Raw genomic sequence first — 18,140 nt, 5'->3', positions numbered from 1 at the left:
CCATCCCGCTGACAGGAACATGCCATGAACAACGACGAGGGACGTCTCGACCCGCCGCCGCGCCGCCGCCTGGACGAGCAGGGCGATACGGCGTCAGGCCGTGAGGACCGCTGGACCCAAGGGCCGGAAGTGACCAGGGATGAGCGCGGCGAGACGCTTGCGGGCGCGCCGGGCGACAGCAGCGAGACGCTGCGCGAGCGCCAGCGGCTGGCGCAGATCGAAATGATGGATCGCTGGATCGGCGGGGTGCTCACCGAGCAGCGCCGCAGCCGGCGCTGGAAGCTCTTTTTCCGCCTTTTACTGCTGACGCTGGTGCTCGCGCTACTCTTTTTTGCGCTCTACCGCGTGTTCTTTCCGGCCTCTGGCGGCGCCGCGCCGGCGCAAAAGCACTTGGCGCTGGTCGAGGTTCACGGCGTGATCGCCGCTGATGCGCCGGCCAACGCGGAGCGCATCATCAAAGGGCTCGACCGGGCCTGGGAGGCGGACGGCGCCGCCGCCATCGTGCTGCATATCGACAGCCCCGGCGGGAGCCCGGTGCAGTCCCAGCGCGTTTACGCCGAAATCATGCGGCTAAGAGAGCAGGGCGGCAAGCCGATCATCGCCGTGATCGAGGATATCGGCGCGAGCGGTGCCTACTACATCGCCTCGGCGGCGGATACCATCGTCGCCTCGCCTGCGAGCCTGGTGGGCTCCATCGGGGTGATCTACGCGGGCTTCGGGTTTCAGGAAGCGATCGATGAGCTCGGCGTCGAGCGCCGCGTAATGACCGCCGGCGAGAACAAAGCGTTTCTGGACCCGTTCCAGCCGCTGGACGAAGATATCGCCGCCTTCTGGCAGGGCGTGCTGGAGCAGACGCATCAACAGTTCATCGATGACGTCATCGCCGGGCGCGGCGACCGCCTGGTACAAAGCGACGAGCTTTTCTCTGGTTTGATCTGGAGCGGTGAGCAGGCAATCGAGCTTGGGCTCATCGATGAGCTGGGTAGCCTTGAGCAGGTCGCCCGCGCGCAGGTCGATGAGGCCGCCTGGGAGAATTACACCCCGCGCCTCGACCCCTTCGAGCGCTTCACGCGGGGCTTCACCGGCGCGGCGGCAGAGCTTCTGGGCGTCGAGACCACGCGCTCGCCGCTTCGTTTCGAGGCGCGCTAGGCGGTTGCCACGCGCTCGCCGAGCGGGTCCATGCCCGCCTGGCGCAAAAGCGTACACAGCGCCATTAACGGCAGGCCGATGAGCGCGTTGGGGTCACGCCCGTCGAAGGCGTCGAACAGCGTGATCCCGAGCCCTTCCATGCGAAAGCTGCCGGCGCTATCCAGCGGCTGCTCGGTCGCCACGTAGCGCTCGATCTCGGTGTGAGTCAGGGTTCGAAAGACGACCTCGAAGGGCTCGACGATGACGTCGTGCTGGCCGCGGCGAGTATCGAGCAGCGCCAGGCCGGTCAAAAAGCGCACTCGATGGCCGGAGAAGCGCGCAAGGTTGGCGCAGGCGCGCTCGGCGGTGTGCGGTTTACCGAGTATCTCGCCGTCGAACAGCGCGATCTGATCCGAGCCGATAATCAGGTGATCGGGAAACTCATCGGCAACGGCGCTCGCCTTGCTTAGTGCCAGCCGATGCACCAGCGCCTCCGGCGATTCATTCGGCTGCGGGGTTTCGTCGATATCCGGCGAGCGGCACTGATAAGGAAGCTGGAGGCGATCAAGCAGCGCTTTGCGAAAGCGGGAGCTCGAGGCGAGTACGAGCGGGGCGTTGGCGACTTCGGGCACGGCATTCTCCTTGGGCCTTTAAAGGGCGTTTTATAACTTAATATGTGTAAGGCGGTAAAAGCGCCCGACCTGGCTGATTTAAACTGCGGCCTGGCACGAGTTTGAAAATGCAGTTCAAGGCGGTTCATAAAAAGACGTTGAAAACTTGATCTAAAACAGTAGTTAAAAACCGTCTGTCTGGGTAGTGTCGGGCGGCTAAAAGCGGCGTTAGGCAGGTGGATGCTTAATGAGAGAAGCGCGTTTTATGACGTTTTAATACCCTTTGATAACGCTTTTTATACCGCCTTTGGTAAAACTTGTGAGATTAACGCCTAAAAGGGCAAAGAAATGGCGGTACGGCTTTGACAGGGCCGCGGCGAGTGCCTATCATTGCGCGCCTATGTTGACCTCACAACTCCCCAGTCGGGTCGAGCCTTATAAGCTCGCCGCCCGCGACGAACGACTCGAAGGCCAAGTGGCGCTCGACAGAATGCCCCGTTTGGCCGAAGAGGCTGGTGAACAAACCGGCGAGTGCTTTGCATCGCTTGCGTTTGGTATCGATGCCCAAGGTCGTCGTGAAATTCGTGGCCATTTGCGTGCAACGCTCTCGCTTGCGTGTCGCCGCTGTCTGGTGCCGCTAAGCCAGGACGTGTCGAGCGACTTCCTGCTGGGAATGATTGCCGACGAGGCGCTGGCGTCCGAGCTTCCTGCCAGTCACGAGCCGGTACTGGTGGAAAACGAACAGCTGGACTTGCTGACGGTGCTCGAGGACGAACTCATCCTCAGTTTGCCGCAAGTGGTCTATCACGACGAGGCCGAGTGTCATGTCTCGTCAGATCAGCTGGTCAGCAAGACGGACGGCGCAGACGATGCGCCTACCCCCGCATCGAATCCTTTCGCGGTGCTAGGCGCCTTGAAAGGAAAGGACTCATCCGACGGTAAGAAGTAAGCAGTACTTACCTACTTAATCCAGGAGTAACATCCCATGGCAGTTCAAAAAAGTCGTAAAACTCGTTCCAAGCGCGGCATGCGTCGTAGCCACGACGCCCTGACCGGCCCGACCCTGTCCCAGGACAAGGAAACCGGTACTACCCACCTGCGCCACCACGTTGCGCCGGACGGCTTCTACCGCGGTCGCAAGGTCGTCGAGGTATAAGCCTCACGCCTTATTCAAACGGCAAAACGGAGCCAGTCTCGCGTGCGCCTGGCGATTGATGCAATGGGGGGCGATGAAGGCCCCCGCTGTATCGTCGAAGGGTCTGCCAGGGCGGTAGTCGAACGCCCCGAGCTTGAACTGGTTCTGTTTGGCCCTGCTCAGCGCCTGGCGACTGAGCTTAAGCGCTTGCCGCGGCCTTTGGCTGCGGCAGCGTCGCGTTTGGTGGTTCGTGATACGTCGAATCATGTGCGCCCGGATGCCACCGCGGCCTGGGCGCTACGCTACGGTCACGCCACCAGCATGGCCGCCATGCTGTCGATGGTCGCCAGTGGCGAGGCGAGTGCGGGCGTCAGCGCGGGCAATACCGCCGCCCTCGTTGCGCTCGCCCGGCGCGACGTCGGGCTTAGCGGCGGGCTTTCGCGCCCGGCGATCAGTACGTCGATTCCGTCCGGACAAAGCGGGCGCTGCTATTTGCTGGATCTTGGCGCCAACGTCGACTCGCCGCCGGAGCGGCTGGTGGATTTCGCCCTCATGGGGGCGGCGATGGTGCAGTGTCTGGACGGCGTCGAGAGGCCAAGCGTTGCGCTATTGAACGTAGGGGTCGAGGCGGTCAAGGGTAGTGCCAGCGTGCGCCAAGCCGATGCGTTTCTTCGCGAGCGCGCCACGTTGCTGGGGCTCGATTATCGCGGCTATGCCGAGGGAGGCGATATCTACCGTGGAGGGCTCGACGTGGTGGTCTGTGATGGCTTCGTCGGCAACGTCACGCTCAAGGCGAGTGAAGGCCTGACCCGGATGCTTATGGAGCGTCTGCAAACGGCGCTTGGCTCGCGCCCAAGCGGGCGACTGGCGAGTTGGTTGGCAAGGCCCTTGTTGCGTCAGCTCAAGCGTGAACTGAGCCCGGCGCGCTATAACGGAGCCTCACTTTTGGGTCTTAAAGCGAGCGTAGTGAAAAGCCACGGCAGCACCGACGCCGAAGGCTTTTACTACGCGATCGAACGCGCGCTACACGAAGTAGCGCACAGTCTGCCCGCCCGTGTGGAGCGTCTACTTTTAGAGCGAGGCCCGCGCGGGGCGAGCAATAAAACAACGCATTGAAGGTTGATTGGACGGCCGGTCGCCAGCGGCGCCGCCTCGTCCATGTGCTCGAATGAGCAAATGCCTACTAGAGCAAAGGTGAACGATATGTCACAACCCCTTGCCTTCGTGTTTCCCGGTCAGGGTTCGCAGCAGCCAGGCATGCTGCGCGAGCTGGCCGAGCGCTACAGCGTGGTGGGAACGACATTCGAGGAAGCGTCGGATGCCCTGGGCTTCGATCTGTGGAAAATCGTCCAGGATGGCCCTGAAGAGGCGCTCAACAAAACGGCGTGTACTCAGCCGGCGCTTCTGACGTCGAGCGTTGCGATCTGGCGCGTTTGGCAGGAGCTCGAAGGCCCGCGGCCCGGCATCATGGCCGGCCACAGCCTGGGCGAGTACAGCGCCATGGTGTGCGCTGGGGTGATGGGATTCGCCGAAGGCGTGCGCATGGTGCGCCTGCGCGGCGAGGCGATGCAGGACGCCGTACCCGACGGCGAGGGTGCGATGGCCGCGATTTTGGGCCTCGGTGACGAAGCCGTAGAGGCGGCGTGCGCAAGCGCTGCCCAAAACGAGGTGGTCGCTGCCGTCAACTACAACTCTCCAGGCCAGGTCGTGATTGCCGGTAACAAGGGCGCGGTGGAGCGGGCGATCCATGCCTGCCAGGAAGCCGGTGCCAAGCGCGCGATGGCCCTGCCGGTATCGGTGCCGTCCCACTGCGCGCTGATGCGCCCGGCCGCCGAACGGCTCAGCGCCCATATGAAAGAGGTCGAATTTCGCGCGCCGCGCTACAATGTCGTGCAAAACGTCGACGCCAAGGCTCACGCCGATATCGACACGCTGCGCACGCGGCTGATCGAGCAGCTCTACCAGCCGGTGCGCTGGTCGGACTGCGTCGAAACGATGTCCGATCAGGGCGCGAGCGTTTTCATCGAGTGCGGGCCTGGCAAGGTATTGACCGGGCTTAACAAGCGCATCGTGCGCTCGAGCAAGGGACTGGCGGTCAACGACCCGGACAGTCTCGAGCAGGCTCTCGAGCTTGCCCGCGAAGCGTTGGCCGACCAGCGCGCGTAGGCGCTACGCTGGTCAGATTCTCAAACGGTTAAAGGCAAAGCGCTATGACCATTGAACGTAAAGTTGCGCTGATAACCGGCGCCAGTCGCGGCATCGGTCGCGCCATCTCACACGAGCTTGGCCGCCAGGGGCGTATCGTGATCGGTACGGCCACCAGCGAATCCGGTGCGCAAAAAATCGATGCCGACCTGAAAGAGCAGGGTATCGAAGGTGCGGGTATCTGTTTGAACGTGACCGATCAAGCGAGCATCGATGCTGTGCTCAAGGAGATCGGCGAGCGTTTCGGCGCGCCGACCATTCTGGTCAACAATGCCGGCATCACGCGCGATAACTTGTTGATGCGTATGAAAGAGGACGAGTGGGATTCGGTTATGGATACCAATCTCAAATCCGTTTATCGTGTAAGTAAAGCTTGCCTTCGCGGTATGACAAAGGCACGCTTTGGGCGTATCGTATCAATCAGCTCGGTGGTGGCCACCATGGGCAATTTGGGCCAAACCAACTATGCTGCCGCCAAGGCCGGCATGGAAGGCTTTAGCCGGGCGCTGGCGCGAGAGGTTGCGTCTCGTGCGATCACCGTCAACACCGTGGCGCCAGGGTTTATCGCAACCGACATGACCGAGGCGCTGCCCGAAGCGCAGCACGAAGCGCTGTTGAAACAGATTCCTCTGGCGCGCCTGGGCGGGCCGGAAGAGATCGCCGCAGCGGTGGGCTTTTTGACCAGCGACGCGGCAGGTTATATTACCGGCGAGACGCTTCACGTGAACGGCGGTATGAATATGCGTTGATGGCCCGGATTCGACGGTTGCGTCGACCCTGGGGCGTCTATAAACTACCCGCAGCTTTTGGCTAGCGGTTCCCGATATAGCTGGTTATCAATAACGGCTAACTGTGAATGACTGGAGTACGTTGATGAGTACCATTGAAGAGCGCGTTAAAAAAGTCGTGGCCGAGCGCCTGAACGTCAAGGAAGAGGATATCCAGAATAGCTCTTCGTTCACCGAAGACCTGGGCGCTGATTCGCTTGACACCGTAGAGCTCGTTATGGCGCTGGAAGAGGAATTCGACACCGAAATTCCTGACGAAGAAGCCGAAAAGATCACTACGGTTCAGGAAGCGATCGACTACGTCAACGCCCATCAGTAAGGGCTGATCGACGCGATCGTTCAGACAAGCAGTCGATGTCTGGAGAAAAAAGAGCCGCCCCGCCCAGGGCGGCTTTTTTTGTGTCTGCACTTGAGTGAATTCGTTGGCCAATCTCCGGTATACTAGGCGAAATTTTGACAGCAGGCCGTTTTGGTCTTGTACCAAGGATGCCGGGAGGAAAGCTGATGGCGCGTAGAAGGGTAGTGGTAACCGGGCTTGGCCTGGTCACGCCAGTGGGCAATACGGTCGAGCAGTCGTGGGCCAATATCGTGGCGGGCAAAAGCGGCATTGCGCCGATCGAGCATTTCGATGCCAGCAGTTTCAACACCCGCTTTGGCGGGTCGGTGAAGGATTTCGATATCGGCGAGTATCTCAATCCCAAGGACGCTCGCAAGATGGATCTGTTCATCCAGTACGGCATGGCCGCGGGTGGGCAGGCGATCAGCGATGCCGGGATCGAGTGCACCGAACAGAACGCGGCACGTATTGGCGTAGCGATCGGCTCGGGCATCGGCGGGCTGCCGATGATTGAGCATAACCATAACGCGCTCAACAAAGGCGGTGCGCGGCGCGTGTCGCCGTTTTTCGTGCCCGGCTCGATCATCAACATGATCTCCGGCAACATGGCGATCCAGCACGGCTTCAAGGGCCCGAACATCGCGATCACCACCGCCTGCACCAGCGGCACGCACAACATCGGCTACAGCGCGCGCACCATCGCCTACGGTGATGCCGACGTAATGATTTGTGGCGGCGCCGAAATGGCGACTACGCCGCTGGGACTTGGCGGCTTTTCCGCGGCGCGTGCGCTCTCCACGCGTAACGATGACCCGCAGGCGGCCAGCCGCCCCTGGGATGCCGACCGCGACGGTTTCGTGCTCTCCGACGGTGCCGGCGTGCTGGTGCTCGAAGAGTACGAGCACGCCAAAGCGCGCGGGGCGAACATCTACGCCGAGCTTTCAGGCTTTGGCATGAGCGACGACGCCTTTCACATGACCGCACCGCCGGAAGATGGCCGCGGGGCGGCGCTTGCCATGAGCAACGCGATCAAGGATGCCGGGATCGACCCGGAAAAGGTCGACTACATCAACGCCCACGGCACCTCGACCGCGGCGGGCGATCTCGCCGAAAGCCGGGCCATCGAGCGCGTCATCGGCGAGGGTGCCAAAAACGTTGCGGTGAGCTCGACCAAGTCGATGATCGGTCACCTGCTCGGCGCGGCGGGCGCGGTCGAGGCGGTCTTCAGCATTTTGGCGATTCGCGATCAAATCGCGCCGCCGACCATCAACCTGGACAACCCGCAGCCGGGCTGTAATCTCGACTACGTGCCGCATACGGCGCGCGAGATGCGTATCGACACCACGCTCTCCAACTCCTTTGGATTTGGCGGCACCAACGGCTCGCTGTTGTTTACGCGGGTGTAAACGCCGATGCCCGATGCCTGTCACGTACCCGGCGACGACCGCGGGCTCGCGTTTGGCGACGGGCTGTTCGAAACGGTGCTGATGCGCGCGGGGCAGCCGCTTTTGTGGTCCTGCCACGTCAAGCGCCTGGCCCGCGGCTGCCAAACGCTCGACATTCCCATGCCTTCGCTCGACGCGCTGGAGGCGAGCTTTAAGCCAGACGCGGCGCGTGGGCTCGAGGTGCTCAAGCTGATCGTAACCCGGGGCAGCGGCGGCCAAGGCTACCGGGCGCCCGAGGTGCCCGAGCCGCGTCTGCTGGTCAGCTACCGCCGCTTTACCGCGCCGGTCGAGCGCTGGCGCCAGGGCGCCTGCGTGCGTCTTTGCGAGCTGCGTCTTGGCCATCAGCCCAGGCTTTCGGGTATTAAGCACCTAAGCCGGCTCGAGAACGTGCTGGCGCGCCAGGAGTGGCGTGATCCAAACGTTCACGAAGGGCTGTTACTCGATACCCAAGGGTTGGTGGTCGAGGCGGTCAGCATGAACGTGTTCTGGCGCGATCGGGGGCGGGTTTTTACACCGGCGCTCGAGCAGTGCGGCGTGGCCGGAACGCTTCGCGATGCGCTGATCGAGCAGGGCCATGTCGACATTGCCGAGATCGACGCTCGTGCGCTTTTGGGCGTCGAGGCGCTATGGGTCGGCAACTCCGTCCAGGGACTCTGGCCGGTTCATACTCTGGTCGACGCCGATGGTGGCGCGGTTGCGCGCTGGCCGTTAACGACGGGAGGCCTTCAACGCGAGGCACATCGCCTTTTGGGCTACCCGGATTCATTTTGACAAGAGGCAGCGAGTGAGATGGTGAAACGACTGCTGGGGGCGCTGTTGGTACTGGCGCTGCTCGTTGGTGCGGCCCTGGTCGGCGGCTATGTGTACTGGCAAAGCCGGCTCGACGCGCCGGTGGCGCTGGATGAGCCAACGCTCTACTACGTGGCCCCCGGCACCGGGTTCAACCAGGCGATCGCCGATCTCGACGCCCAGGGTGTGGTCGACGATAGCTGGGCGTTTCGCCTGCTGGCGCGCATCGCGCCCGACGAGGTGCCAAGGCTTCGGGTTGGCGAGTACCGCATCATCCCGGACATGAGCGCGCGCGAGGTCATGGCGCTGCTGGGCAGTAACGACGTGATGACCTACGCGCTAACCGTGCCCGAAGGGTGGACGTTTCGCCAGATGCGCGAACTTCTGGACCGCGCCGAAAAGCTCGATAACCGGACCACCGGCATGAGCGATGATGAGGTGATGGCGCTGCTGGGCCGCGAAGGTACCTACCCGGAAGGCTGGTTCTTCCCGGATACCTACCGCTATCACTTGGGGATGAGCGACGTGGACATTCTTCGCCAAGCGCTCGAGCGGATGGAGCAGATGCTCAGTGAGGCCTGGGAAAACCGCGCCGACGATCTCACCATCGAGTCGCCCTACGAGGCGCTGATCATGGCCTCGCTCATCGAGCGTGAAACCGGGGCGCCGGAAGAGCGTCGTGAAATCGCGGGCGTGTTCAAGCGGCGCATGGAGCAGGGCATGCGCCTGCAAACCGACCCCACGGTGATCTACGGCATGGGCGAGCGCTACGATGGGCGCATCACCTACGCGGACTTGCGCGAAGCCACGCCCTACAATACCTACGTGATCGACGGCATGCCGCCTACGCCCATCGCGATGCCCGGCTGGGCGTCGCTCGAAGCCGCGGTCGATCCGCTTCCCGGCGAGACCCTCTATTTCGTCTCCAAAGGCGACGGCACGCACCACTTTTCGCGCACGCTGCGCGAGCATAACAACGCCGTCAATCGCTATATACGCAATCAGTAAGGCGGCGCCGGTGGATGCCGACGCCGCTCACGGTTTTACGAGGTGTCAATGACCCAGCGCGGTCGCTTTATTACCCTGGAAGGGGGCGAAGGGGTGGGTAAGTCCACCAATGTTGCCTTCGTGGCGCAGTGGCTTCGAGCGCAAGGGCTGGAGGTCATCACTACCCGCGAACCCGGCGGCACCCCGCGGGCGGAGTCGATCCGCGAGCTGCTGTTGGCCACCACGTTTGATGAGCCGCTCGACAGCGACGCGGAGCTTCTGCTGATGTTTGCCGCCCGCGCCCAGCATCTAGCCGAGAAGATCGAGCCGGCATTGGCTCGCGGGGCTTGGGTGGTGTGCGACCGCTTTACCGACGCCACCTTCGCCTATCAGGGCGGTGGGCGCGGCATCGATCCCGCCCGCATCGAAACTCTCGAGCGTTTCGTGCAAAAGGGGCTCGCGCCGGATCTGACCCTGCTGCTCGATATGCCGCCAGAGGCGGCGAAGTCGCGTTTGGAGGGCCGGCGACAGGCCAGCAATACCGAGCCGGATCGCTTCGAGCGCGAGCAGGCGGCCTTTTTCAGCGCCGTGCGCGGCGCCTACCAGGCGCGCGCCGCCGCCGACCCGCAGCGCTTTGCTCTGATCGATGCGCAGAAGCCGCTCGATGAGGTGCAAGCCGCCCTGACGCAGGCGCTTGAAGAGCGGGTGGCAACATGGCCATAGCGGATCTTCTGCCCTGGCACCGCGGGATTTGGCAGCAGTTTTTGCGGCTCTTACGCGAGGGGCGCATGCCCCACGCGCTGCTGCTCAGCGGCGCCCGCGGGCTTGGCAAACAGCAGCTTGCCGATGCGCTGGTGGCGCGTACGCTGTGCTTGAATCCCGGTGAGCAGGCCTGCGGCCACTGCCACAGCTGCAGCATGCTCGCCTCGGGCTATCATCCGGATTTAATGCGCATTAGCCTGGAAGAGGGCAAGCGTCAGATTCGGATCGACTCGATTCGTGAGGTCAATCGCTTCGTTCACCAGACCGCCCAGCAGGGCGGCTACCGGGTGATCGTGATCAGCCCGGCTGAGGCGATGAACAGCGCCGCCGCCAATGCGCTGCTCAAAAGCCTCGAGGAGCCTGGCGAGCAGACGCTCTTTATCCTGCTGTCGGATGTGCCCTCGCGCATGCTGCCCACCATTCGTTCGCGCTGCCAGCAGTGGTCGTTGCCGAGCGTTCCCTTCGAGCAGTGTCAGGGCTTTCTAACCGAGCACCTGGGCAGCGATGAGGCGCTTTTCTGGTGGCAGGTTTCCGGGGGGCTGCCGCTGTTGGCCATCGAGCTTGCCGCCCCGGACGAGCGTGCGCTGCGCCATCAGATTCACGACAGCTTCGAGCAGCTGGTGCGCGGCGCGGAGCCGGTCTCCGAGGCGGCGCGGCTGGACCGCCAGATGATCGACGCCATATTATGGTACGGTATCGCTTGGCTCGAGGATCTAATCCGACTCGGCCTGACCGGCCAGACCGCGGCGCTACACAATCCAGATCTGGAGCCGCTTTACCGCCAGGCGGTCAAGAATGCCCGCGTTCAGGACTGGTTTCGCCTGCTGGATTACGCGCGCGAGCAGCGCCGGCTGCTGTCGATGGGCACCAACCCCAACCCTCAGCTGGTGCTCGAGGCGTGGTTGGTGCGCTGGTCGGCGCTTTTGCGCTCCTGACCGCTGCCAAGCCGATCACCCGTTTAATGCCACTGCACGAGGTGTCGATGACCGCTCAAAAAGCTCTTTCGCTAACGGTGCCGGATATTCCCACGCTGCTCTCGGCCTACATGCCGTATCTTGAGCGCGGCGGCATGTTCGTCCCCGTCGAAACCTTCTATCGCCTCGGACAGGTGGTACACCTGCTGATCACGCTGCCCGGTGAAAGCGAGCGGTTGAGCGTGACCGGCACGGTGGTATGGGTCTCGCCGGCCGGTATCAGCGGGCGGCGCATGGCGGGTATCGGCGTGCATTTTGGCCTTCAAGACTATGCGGTGCGCGACAAGATCGAAACCCTGCTCGCCGGCCAGCTCGATAACGCGCCGGCCTCCTTTACGCTCTAGCTAACAAGCCACACCTTCGCACCCAATGTGCCGTTTTACCCGAGGCTTTAATGTTTGTTGACTCGCACTGCCATCTGGATCGTCTTTCCGAACACACCTACGACGGCGATGTCGACGCTGCCCTGGCGGCGGCGCGCGCCGCTCACGTGAGCCAGTTTCTGGCGATCGCGGTCACGCTCGACGATATGCCCGGTCTTGCCGCGCTTGCGCGCCGCCATCAGGACGTGGCGATCTCCGCGGGGCTTCATCCGCTGGCCAGCATCGAGCACGAACCCGAGGTCGAGACGATCAAGGAGGCCGCGGATCAGTTCGGGGCGGTGGCGATCGGTGAAACCGGGCTCGATTATCACTACCGCGATCGCGTAAGCGTCGAGGTACAGCACGAGCGCTTCAAGCGCCACCTGATCGCTGCCACCGAGCTCGAACTTCCGGTGGTCGTGCACACCCGCGAGGCCAAAGAGGACACCCTGGCGCTTCTGCGCGAGCATACCGACCCCAATGTCGCCGGGGTGCTGCACTGCTTCACCGAAGATATCGAGATGGCGCGCGAGGCAATTCGCCTTGGCTTCTACATCTCGCTTTCCGGTATCGTCACCTTTGCAAGCGCGAAGTCGCTTCGCGAGCTTGCCAAGGTGCTGCCGCTGGACCGGCTGTTGATCGAAACCGATAGCCCGTATCTCGCCCCGGTGCCTCACCGCGGTAAACCCAACGAGCCCGCCTGGGTGGTGGAGGTCGCGGAGTGCATCGCCGCCGAGCGGGGTATCAGCGTCGACGAAGTCGCCATGCAGACCACGGCCAACTTCTACCGTCTCTTTCGCGGCGCCGTTCCCGATGCGCCGCCCCACGTCCAGCAGGCGCTCGCGCAGGCCGGGCTCGTGTGAGCCCTGGCTGCGCTGGCCCCGTCGGGAGAACGTTATGAACATCGATCGACTGCTCACGCACCGCCCGGACTCGGCCACTATCCCGCCGGTGGATCAGTGGCATCCGGCGCTTAGCGGCGATATCGATATCGTCATCGACGCCGACGGGCGCTGGCGACACGAAGGCGAGCCCTTCGGCCGCACGGAAATTCCGCACCTTTTGGCCACGCTCTTGCGCCGCTTCGACGAGGGGGTATGTCTGGTCACGCCGGCCGAGCGCTGGCGGGTCACGGTCAAGGATCTACCGTTCGTGATCGTTGAGGCGGATTTCAACGAGGGCGCCTGGTGGTTTACCACCCAGTTCGACGACGTCGTGCGCCTCGATGACACCCACCCGATGACGCTCAGCGAAGCCCCTGATGGCGAGCTTATGCCGGAAATATCGGTGCGCTTTGGCCTGGCCGCCAGGCTTCATCGCAACGTATTTTACCGGCTGATCGACGAAGCAGTGCTCGAGGAGCACCCGGAGGGGGCGCGGCTGTATCTTGAGAGTGGAGGCGCCCGCTACCCGCTTGGCGAGCTTGGCGGCGACGACCGCGCCCGCGAGACGCCGTGAAGCTGACGCCGGAACAGCGCGCGGTCATCGAACACGCAGACGGCCATGCCCGGGTAGCAGCGGTGGCCGGGGCGGGCAAGACCACCACGATGGCCGCCCGCGTGCTGCGCCTGCTGGAGCGCGGTGTGTCCCCTAGGCGTATTCTGGTACTGATGTTCAACCGCTCCGCGCGAGAGGATTTTCAGCGCCGCCTGGCGAGCATGGCGCCCGCCGGCCAGCCGCTGCCCGACGTTCGCACGTTTCACTCGCTGGGGCACCGGCTCACTCAGAGTCTGTGCCGCTGGGGGGCGCTGGAGCCACGTCAGCTTCTATCGGCGGAGTGGCAGCTCGAGCGGCTGCTGCGTCAGGCAAGCCTCAACGTCCTGGCGGACCAGCCCGAGCGGCGCGAAACCGCGCTCGACGCCGACCGTCTCGAAACGCTGGCGCACTTTTGCGGGCTGGTGAAGGCGGATCTCTGCACCCCACAAATACTTTTCGAGCGGCTGGGGCTCGAGCAGGAGAGCGACTACTTCCCCGATGCCTTCGATGAGGCCGAGCGGCTGTTGAAGGATCACGCGCTAATGACCTACGCGGATCTTCTCTACCGCCCGCTGAAGGCGCTGGAGGCAGACGCAGCGCTTCGCGCCCGCGTCGCGGGCTTTCTCGATCACGTCATCATCGACGAGTATCAGGACATCAATACCGCCCAGCAGCGGCTTTTGAAGGTGCTGGCCGGCAACACGGCGAGCGTGATGGCGGTGGGCGATGCCAACCAGTGTATCTACGAGTGGCGCGGCGCCCGCCCGGACACCATGCTCGACGACTTCACCGTGACCTTTGGCGCGGCCACCGACTATCCGCTCTCGACCACCTTTCGTCATGGCCATGCGCTGGCGCTGACGGCCAATCACGCGATCTCGCAAAACGCTCGCCGCCCGGACCAGCTCTGCCTGGCCGCACCGGGGAACGTCGATACTCGCATCGAGGCCGGCCAGGGCAATCGGCTGCTGCTTGAGGCGCTCGGTCAGTGGCAGGCGTCGAACAGAGCGCTGGACGAGGTGAGTCTTCTGGTTCGCAGCTGGGCGCTGTCAGTGCCGTTTCAGCTGGCGCTGTTGCAGGCGGGCATACCGTTCCGCCTGGCCCGCGAGGACCGTTTCGTGTTCCGCCTGCCGCTGGTGCAGGCGCTGGCCGGGTATCTCAAGCTTTCGCGGCGCCCGGCGCTGTTAAAGGATCCCAATCATCTCATGCTGCTGCTCGCTCAGCCCACGCCCTTCGTGGCGCGAGAGCGCCTGAGTCGCCTGGCGCACCGGCTGGCCGAGACCCAGACCTTTCCCGAGCGCAGCGACCCGCTTCTGGCCTCGCTCAAGCCGATCCAGCAGCGCACGCTGAAAAAGCGCTGGGCGCTGCTGTGCGATCTGCCGACGCTCAGTGCCTGGCCGCCGGCGAAGCTTTTACAGCACGTGGTGACGACCATCGAGGCGGAAAAAACGCTTAAGCGCGCCGCCGCCCGCCGCGACAAGGGCGAGGAGGACGTGCGCCTTCTGGACGTGCTGATCGAGCAGGCACAAAGCGTGCAGAACCCGGACGCCTTCATCGAGCTTCTGGAGCGCCCGGTGGAAAACCAGGCCGGCGGCGTGCTGATCAGCACCGTGCACGGGGCGAAGGGGCTGGAGTGGCCTCTGGTCGTGGTCGCCGGCATCAATGAAGAGGATTTCCCTCACTACAGCCGCGATAACCCGCTTTCCGATGCGCGACTGGAAGAAGAGCGCCGGCTTTTTTACGTGGCGATCACCCGGGCTCAGGAGCGGCTTTTGCTTCTCAATGACGCAGGCGCCCATCGCCCTAGCCGCTTCATTGCCGAAAGTCGCTGGCACGACGGCGTGCAGGTGGCAAAGGCGCTTTTGGCACCGTCCCCGCCGTCGGCGGCGCTAAGTGTCGAGTCGACGACCCTGATCGAGCGCTATCTCACGCGTCTGGGTCGTGAGGACATCCCCTTGACCACGGCGCCTGCAAGCGTCGCGCCGGCACAAGTAGATGGCGAGTTCTATCCGGGGCAGCGGCTGATGCACGAGGTGTTTGGCGAAGGGGAAGTCGCCGCGGTGGAGGGCAATCCCCAGGACCCGGTGATCGACGTTCGCTTTGCGCAGGCCGGACGACGCCGGCTGATTGCCCGGCGCGCGCCGATTACGCTGCTGGAAACCGCAAGGCCCGCCTGATCGGCGGGCCTTGCGGTTTGAGAATGCGGTTTGAGAAGGCTCGGCCTCGAGAGGCCGAGCTCATTCATGCAAAGGGGCTGCATGTTGGAGTAGTAGGGGCTACATGTTGGGATAGTTCGGCCCGCCGCCGCCCTCCGGCGCCACCCAGGTAATGTTCTGGGCCGGATCCTTGATGTCGCAGGTCTTGCAGTGCACGCAGTTCTGGAAGTTGATCTGAAAGCGCGGTTTACCCTGATCGTCTTCCACCACTTCGTACACCCCGGCCGGGCAGTAGCGCTGGGCAGGCTCGGCGTATTTGGGCAGGTTGTGCTCGATGGGAATCGATGGGTCGGTCAGCTTCAGGTGGCAGGGCTGGTCCTCTTCATGGTTGGTGTTGGACAGAAACACCGATGAGGGCTTATCGAACGAGAGCTTGCCGTCGGGTTTGGGGTAGTCGATCTTCTCGAACTCATCGGCGGGCTTTAACGCGCCGTGGTCGGTGGTGGTATCGTGTAGCGTTGGCAGCTTGTTGCCAACGAGCTGATTGACGAAGTTGAACGCGCCGCCCCCGACGTTGCCGTACTTGTGCATTGCCGGGCCAAAGCTCGCGTTCTCCTTGAGCTCTTCAAAAGCCCAGCTCGACTCCCACTTCTCGGTGAAGCTTGAAAGCTCCGCGCCGCCTTCGTCACCTGACTTGATCGCCTCGAACACGCTCTCGGCGGCCACCAGTCCGGACTTCATCGCGGTATGGATGCCCTTGATCTTGGCAAAGTTCAGCGTGCCGGCGTCGCAGCCGATCAAAAGTCCGCCGGGAAAGGTCATTTTCGGCAGGCAGTTGTAACCGCCCTTGGTGATGGCGCGCGCACCGTAAGCGACGCGCTTGCCGCCTTCCAGATACTGACGCAGCACCGGGTGGTGCTTCATGCGCTGGAATTCATCGAAGGGCGAGAGCCACGGATTCTTGTAGCCCAAATCCATGATCAGGCCGACCACGACCTGCTGGTTTTCTGCGTGGTAAAGAAACCAGCCGCCGTGGGTATCGTTTTGAAGCGGCCAGCCGGAGCCGTGAACCACCAGCCCAGGCTCGTGCTGCTCGGCGGGTACGTCCCAAAGCTCCTTCAAGCCGATACCGTAGTGCTGGGGGTCGCGGCCTTCGTCGAGGGAGAACTCGCGGATCAGGCGCTTACCCAGGTGCCCGCGCGAGCCCTCGGCGAAGAGGGTATATTTGGCCCGCAGCTCCATGCCCGGCATGTGGCCATCCTTGGGCGTGCCGTCGGCGGCAACGCCCATGTCGCCGATGAGAATGCCGCGCACCGCGCCATCCTCGATAATTACTTCCTGAGCGGCAAAGCCTGGGAAGATTTCGACGCCGAGTGCCTCGGCCTGCTCGGCGAGCCACCGGCAAAGATTGCCCGCGCTAATCACGTAGCGCGTCTGGTCGCCGCCAGTGTTGTGCATGCTTTTTGGCACCAGCGCGTGGGGCAGCTTGCGGGCGTTCTCGCTATCCTTCAACAGGTAAAGATCGTCGCGGGTGGCCGGCGTGTTGAGCGGGGCACCGCGCTCTTGCCAGTCCGGGAATAGCTCATTTAGGGCGCGCGGCTCCAGCACCGCACCGGATAGAATATGGGCGCCGACTTCGGAGCCCTTCTCTACGACGCACACGCTCAGTTCCTGCTCGGCTTCGTTGGCTTGCTGCATCAGGCGACACGCCGCCGCCAGGCCAGAGGGCCCCGCACCAACGATGACAACGTCCATTTCCATGACATCGCGCTCTGCGTTTTCCACTGGTCTCTCCTTATTCTCGTTAGTACCGTGGCTTATAAAAACACGGACTTAATACTAAACGGTCGTTTGCTTCTGGTTATACCCCATGATAGGCATAATACCGGTCTCGGGTCATCACGACGATGGTCTGCCGATCATTTGTGGCGCCTCGACAGGCGTTTTAGCCTTGCCTGGGCGCCGGATTTATTGTTTCAAAAGCGCTATATTAGCTCTAGACGGCATTTTAGCGGCTCGACGTTGTAGGGCGTAGACAAGCTGTGGCACATTGATGCAAATACCCGTCTGTCAAACGCTTGAATGAATGTCGTATCGAGCAGGCCTTTTTTTCATTTTTAGAGCCAGGCGGCATTAGCCATCGCCACAATGCACTGGCCGCCGAGTTAATTAAGCCAGAGTTTGGGCTTCTTATCAGCCGAGCGAGGAAACCATGAAAGTATTAGTCGCGGTCAAACGCGTCATCGATTACAACGTGAAAATTCGCGTCAAGGCGGACCATTCGGACGTGGATCTCACCAACGTCAAGATGGCCATGAACCCCTTCTGCGAGATCGCCGTGGAAGAGGCGGTGCGTCTGAAGGAGCAGGGCGTGGCCACGGAAGTGGTCGCCGTGAGCATTGGCCCGAAAGCCGCCCAGGAGCAGCTGCGCACCGCGCTGGCGCTCGGTGCCGACCGTGCGATTCAGATCGAGACCGACGAGCGCGTCGAGTCGCTGGCGGTGGCAAAACTGCTGGCGAAGGTGGTCGAACAGGAGCAGCCGGGGCTGGTGATTCTCGGCAAGCAGGCGATCGACACCGACAACAACCAGACCGGCCAGATGCTCGCGGCGCTTGCGAACCTGCCCCAGGCGACTTTCGCCTCGAAGGTCGCCGTCGACGGCGACAAGGTTACCGTCACCCGCGAGATCGACGGCGGCCTGCAGACCCTGTCGCTGTCGCTTCCGGCGATCGTCACCACCGATCTGCGCCTCAACGAGCCGCGTTACGCCAAGCTTCCCGACATCATGAAGGCCAAGAAGAAGCCGATGGACGTCAAGACCCCGGCGGACTACGGCGTCGAGGTGGGATCAAAAGTGAGCCTGGTGAAAGTCGAAACGCCGGCGGAGCGCAAGGGCGGGGTGAAAGTGGCCTCGGTCGACGAGCTGGTCGACAAGCTCAAGAACGAAGCGAAGGTGCTTTGATCACTCCACCGTCCGACTGCCTC

The 18,140-nt window shown here is 63.0% G+C and carries 19 protein-coding genes; 17 read left to right on the top strand and 2 right to left on the bottom strand.

The features are described from left to right. Positions 1–24: 24 nt before the first annotated feature. Positions 25–1,149 carry a signal peptide peptidase SppA gene (gene sppA, locus ACGLWX_RS01895; RefSeq protein ID WP_396236862.1) on the top strand — a complete coding sequence of 375 codons (1,125 nt, stop codon included), beginning with the start codon at positions 25–27 and terminating at the stop codon, positions 1,147–1,149. Here sppA and ACGLWX_RS01890 read toward each other — a convergent pair. Then, complete coding sequence (locus ACGLWX_RS01890; protein ID WP_396236860.1) at positions 1,146–1,760, bottom strand: Maf family protein; 615 nt, start codon at positions 1,758–1,760, stop codon at positions 1,146–1,148. The genes sppA and ACGLWX_RS01890 overlap by 4 nt on opposite strands. A 379-nt stretch (positions 1,761–2,139) precedes the next feature. Here ACGLWX_RS01890 and ACGLWX_RS01885 point away from each other — a divergent pair, with 379 nt between their 5' ends. From ACGLWX_RS01885 to ACGLWX_RS01815, 15 genes are all read left to right on the top strand, one after another. Next, entirely contained in the window at positions 2,140–2,688 is a 549-nt protein-coding gene (locus ACGLWX_RS01885; RefSeq protein WP_396236858.1) for a YceD family protein, read from the top strand. A 36-nt stretch (positions 2,689–2,724) separates the two neighbouring features. Further along, positions 2,725–2,895 (top strand): 50S ribosomal protein L32, encoded by a 171-nt coding sequence (gene rpmF, locus ACGLWX_RS01880; RefSeq protein ID WP_252107626.1) that lies wholly within the window; start codon positions 2,725–2,727, stop codon positions 2,893–2,895. Positions 2,896–2,937: 42 nt separating this feature from the next. After that, complete coding sequence (gene plsX / locus ACGLWX_RS01875; protein ID WP_396236856.1) at positions 2,938–3,990, top strand: phosphate acyltransferase PlsX; 1,053 nt, start codon at positions 2,938–2,940, stop codon at positions 3,988–3,990. A gap of 87 nt (positions 3,991–4,077) precedes the next feature. Further along, positions 4,078–5,040: an ACP S-malonyltransferase gene (fabD, locus tag ACGLWX_RS01870; protein ID WP_396236854.1), complete on the top strand. Its 963-nt coding sequence runs from the start codon at positions 4,078–4,080 to the stop codon at positions 5,038–5,040. A gap of 44 nt (positions 5,041–5,084) precedes the next feature. Then, entirely contained in the window at positions 5,085–5,828 is a 744-nt protein-coding gene (gene fabG, locus ACGLWX_RS01865; protein ID WP_396236852.1) for a 3-oxoacyl-ACP reductase FabG, read from the top strand. A gap of 124 nt (positions 5,829–5,952) precedes the next feature. Next, the gene (acpP, locus tag ACGLWX_RS01860) at positions 5,953–6,186 is read left to right on the top strand and encodes an acyl carrier protein (protein WP_008956801.1); all 234 of its coding nucleotides are present in this window, start codon (positions 5,953–5,955) and stop codon (positions 6,184–6,186) included. Between the two features lie 185 nt (positions 6,187–6,371). Next, entirely contained in the window at positions 6,372–7,610 is a 1,239-nt protein-coding gene (gene fabF / locus ACGLWX_RS01855) for a beta-ketoacyl-ACP synthase II (protein WP_396236850.1), read from the top strand. A 6-nt stretch (positions 7,611–7,616) separates the two neighbouring features. Further along, a complete protein-coding gene (pabC, locus tag ACGLWX_RS01850) occupies positions 7,617–8,420 on the top strand; it encodes an aminodeoxychorismate lyase (protein WP_396236848.1) in 804 nt (267 codons plus the stop codon). Positions 8,421–8,438: 18 nt separating this feature from the next. After that, positions 8,439–9,446 carry an endolytic transglycosylase MltG gene (gene mltG / locus ACGLWX_RS01845; protein ID WP_396236846.1) on the top strand — a complete coding sequence of 336 codons (1,008 nt, stop codon included), beginning with the start codon at positions 8,439–8,441 and terminating at the stop codon, positions 9,444–9,446. A 48-nt stretch (positions 9,447–9,494) separates the two neighbouring features. Continuing rightward, the gene (gene tmk / locus ACGLWX_RS01840) at positions 9,495–10,148 is read left to right on the top strand and encodes a dTMP kinase (protein WP_396236844.1); all 654 of its coding nucleotides are present in this window, start codon (positions 9,495–9,497) and stop codon (positions 10,146–10,148) included. Beyond that, entirely contained in the window at positions 10,139–11,122 is a 984-nt protein-coding gene (locus tag ACGLWX_RS01835; protein WP_396236842.1) for a DNA polymerase III subunit delta', read from the top strand. The genes tmk and ACGLWX_RS01835 overlap by 10 nt, the downstream gene beginning before the upstream one ends. 47 nt (positions 11,123–11,169) lie before the next feature. Further along, a complete protein-coding gene (locus tag ACGLWX_RS01830; RefSeq protein ID WP_252107646.1) occupies positions 11,170–11,505 on the top strand; it encodes a PilZ domain-containing protein in 336 nt (111 codons plus the stop codon). Positions 11,506–11,555: 50 nt separating this feature from the next. Further along, complete coding sequence (locus ACGLWX_RS01825; RefSeq protein WP_396236840.1) at positions 11,556–12,386, top strand: TatD family hydrolase; 831 nt, start codon at positions 11,556–11,558, stop codon at positions 12,384–12,386. A 34-nt stretch (positions 12,387–12,420) separates the two neighbouring features. Beyond that, on the top strand, positions 12,421–12,981 hold the full coding sequence (locus tag ACGLWX_RS01820; RefSeq protein WP_396236838.1) for a DUF1285 domain-containing protein: 561 nt from the start codon (positions 12,421–12,423) through the stop codon (positions 12,979–12,981). Next, positions 12,978–15,176 carry an ATP-dependent helicase gene (locus ACGLWX_RS01815; protein ID WP_396236836.1) on the top strand — a complete coding sequence of 733 codons (2,199 nt, stop codon included), beginning with the start codon at positions 12,978–12,980 and terminating at the stop codon, positions 15,174–15,176. The genes ACGLWX_RS01820 and ACGLWX_RS01815 overlap by 4 nt, the downstream gene beginning before the upstream one ends. 99 nt (positions 15,177–15,275) lie before the next feature. Here ACGLWX_RS01815 and ACGLWX_RS01810 read toward each other — a convergent pair whose 3' ends face one another. Continuing rightward, positions 15,276–16,940, bottom strand: coding sequence for an electron transfer flavoprotein-ubiquinone oxidoreductase (locus tag ACGLWX_RS01810; RefSeq protein ID WP_252107652.1), 1,665 nt, complete (start codon positions 16,938–16,940; stop codon positions 15,276–15,278). A gap of 427 nt (positions 16,941–17,367) precedes the next feature. Here ACGLWX_RS01810 and ACGLWX_RS01805 point away from each other — a divergent pair, with 427 nt between their 5' ends. Beyond that, positions 17,368–18,117: an electron transfer flavoprotein subunit beta/FixA family protein gene (locus ACGLWX_RS01805; RefSeq protein ID WP_396236834.1), complete on the top strand. Its 750-nt coding sequence runs from the start codon at positions 17,368–17,370 to the stop codon at positions 18,115–18,117. Positions 18,118–18,140 lie beyond the last annotated feature (23 nt).

This window comes from Halomonas sp. HMF6819, assembly GCF_044335525.1.
Taxonomy (GTDB): Bacteria; Pseudomonadota; Gammaproteobacteria; order Pseudomonadales; family Halomonadaceae; genus Vreelandella.
Note: the sequence above shows the minus strand (reverse complement) of the source record. Positions and strands in the feature narration are given on the sequence as shown.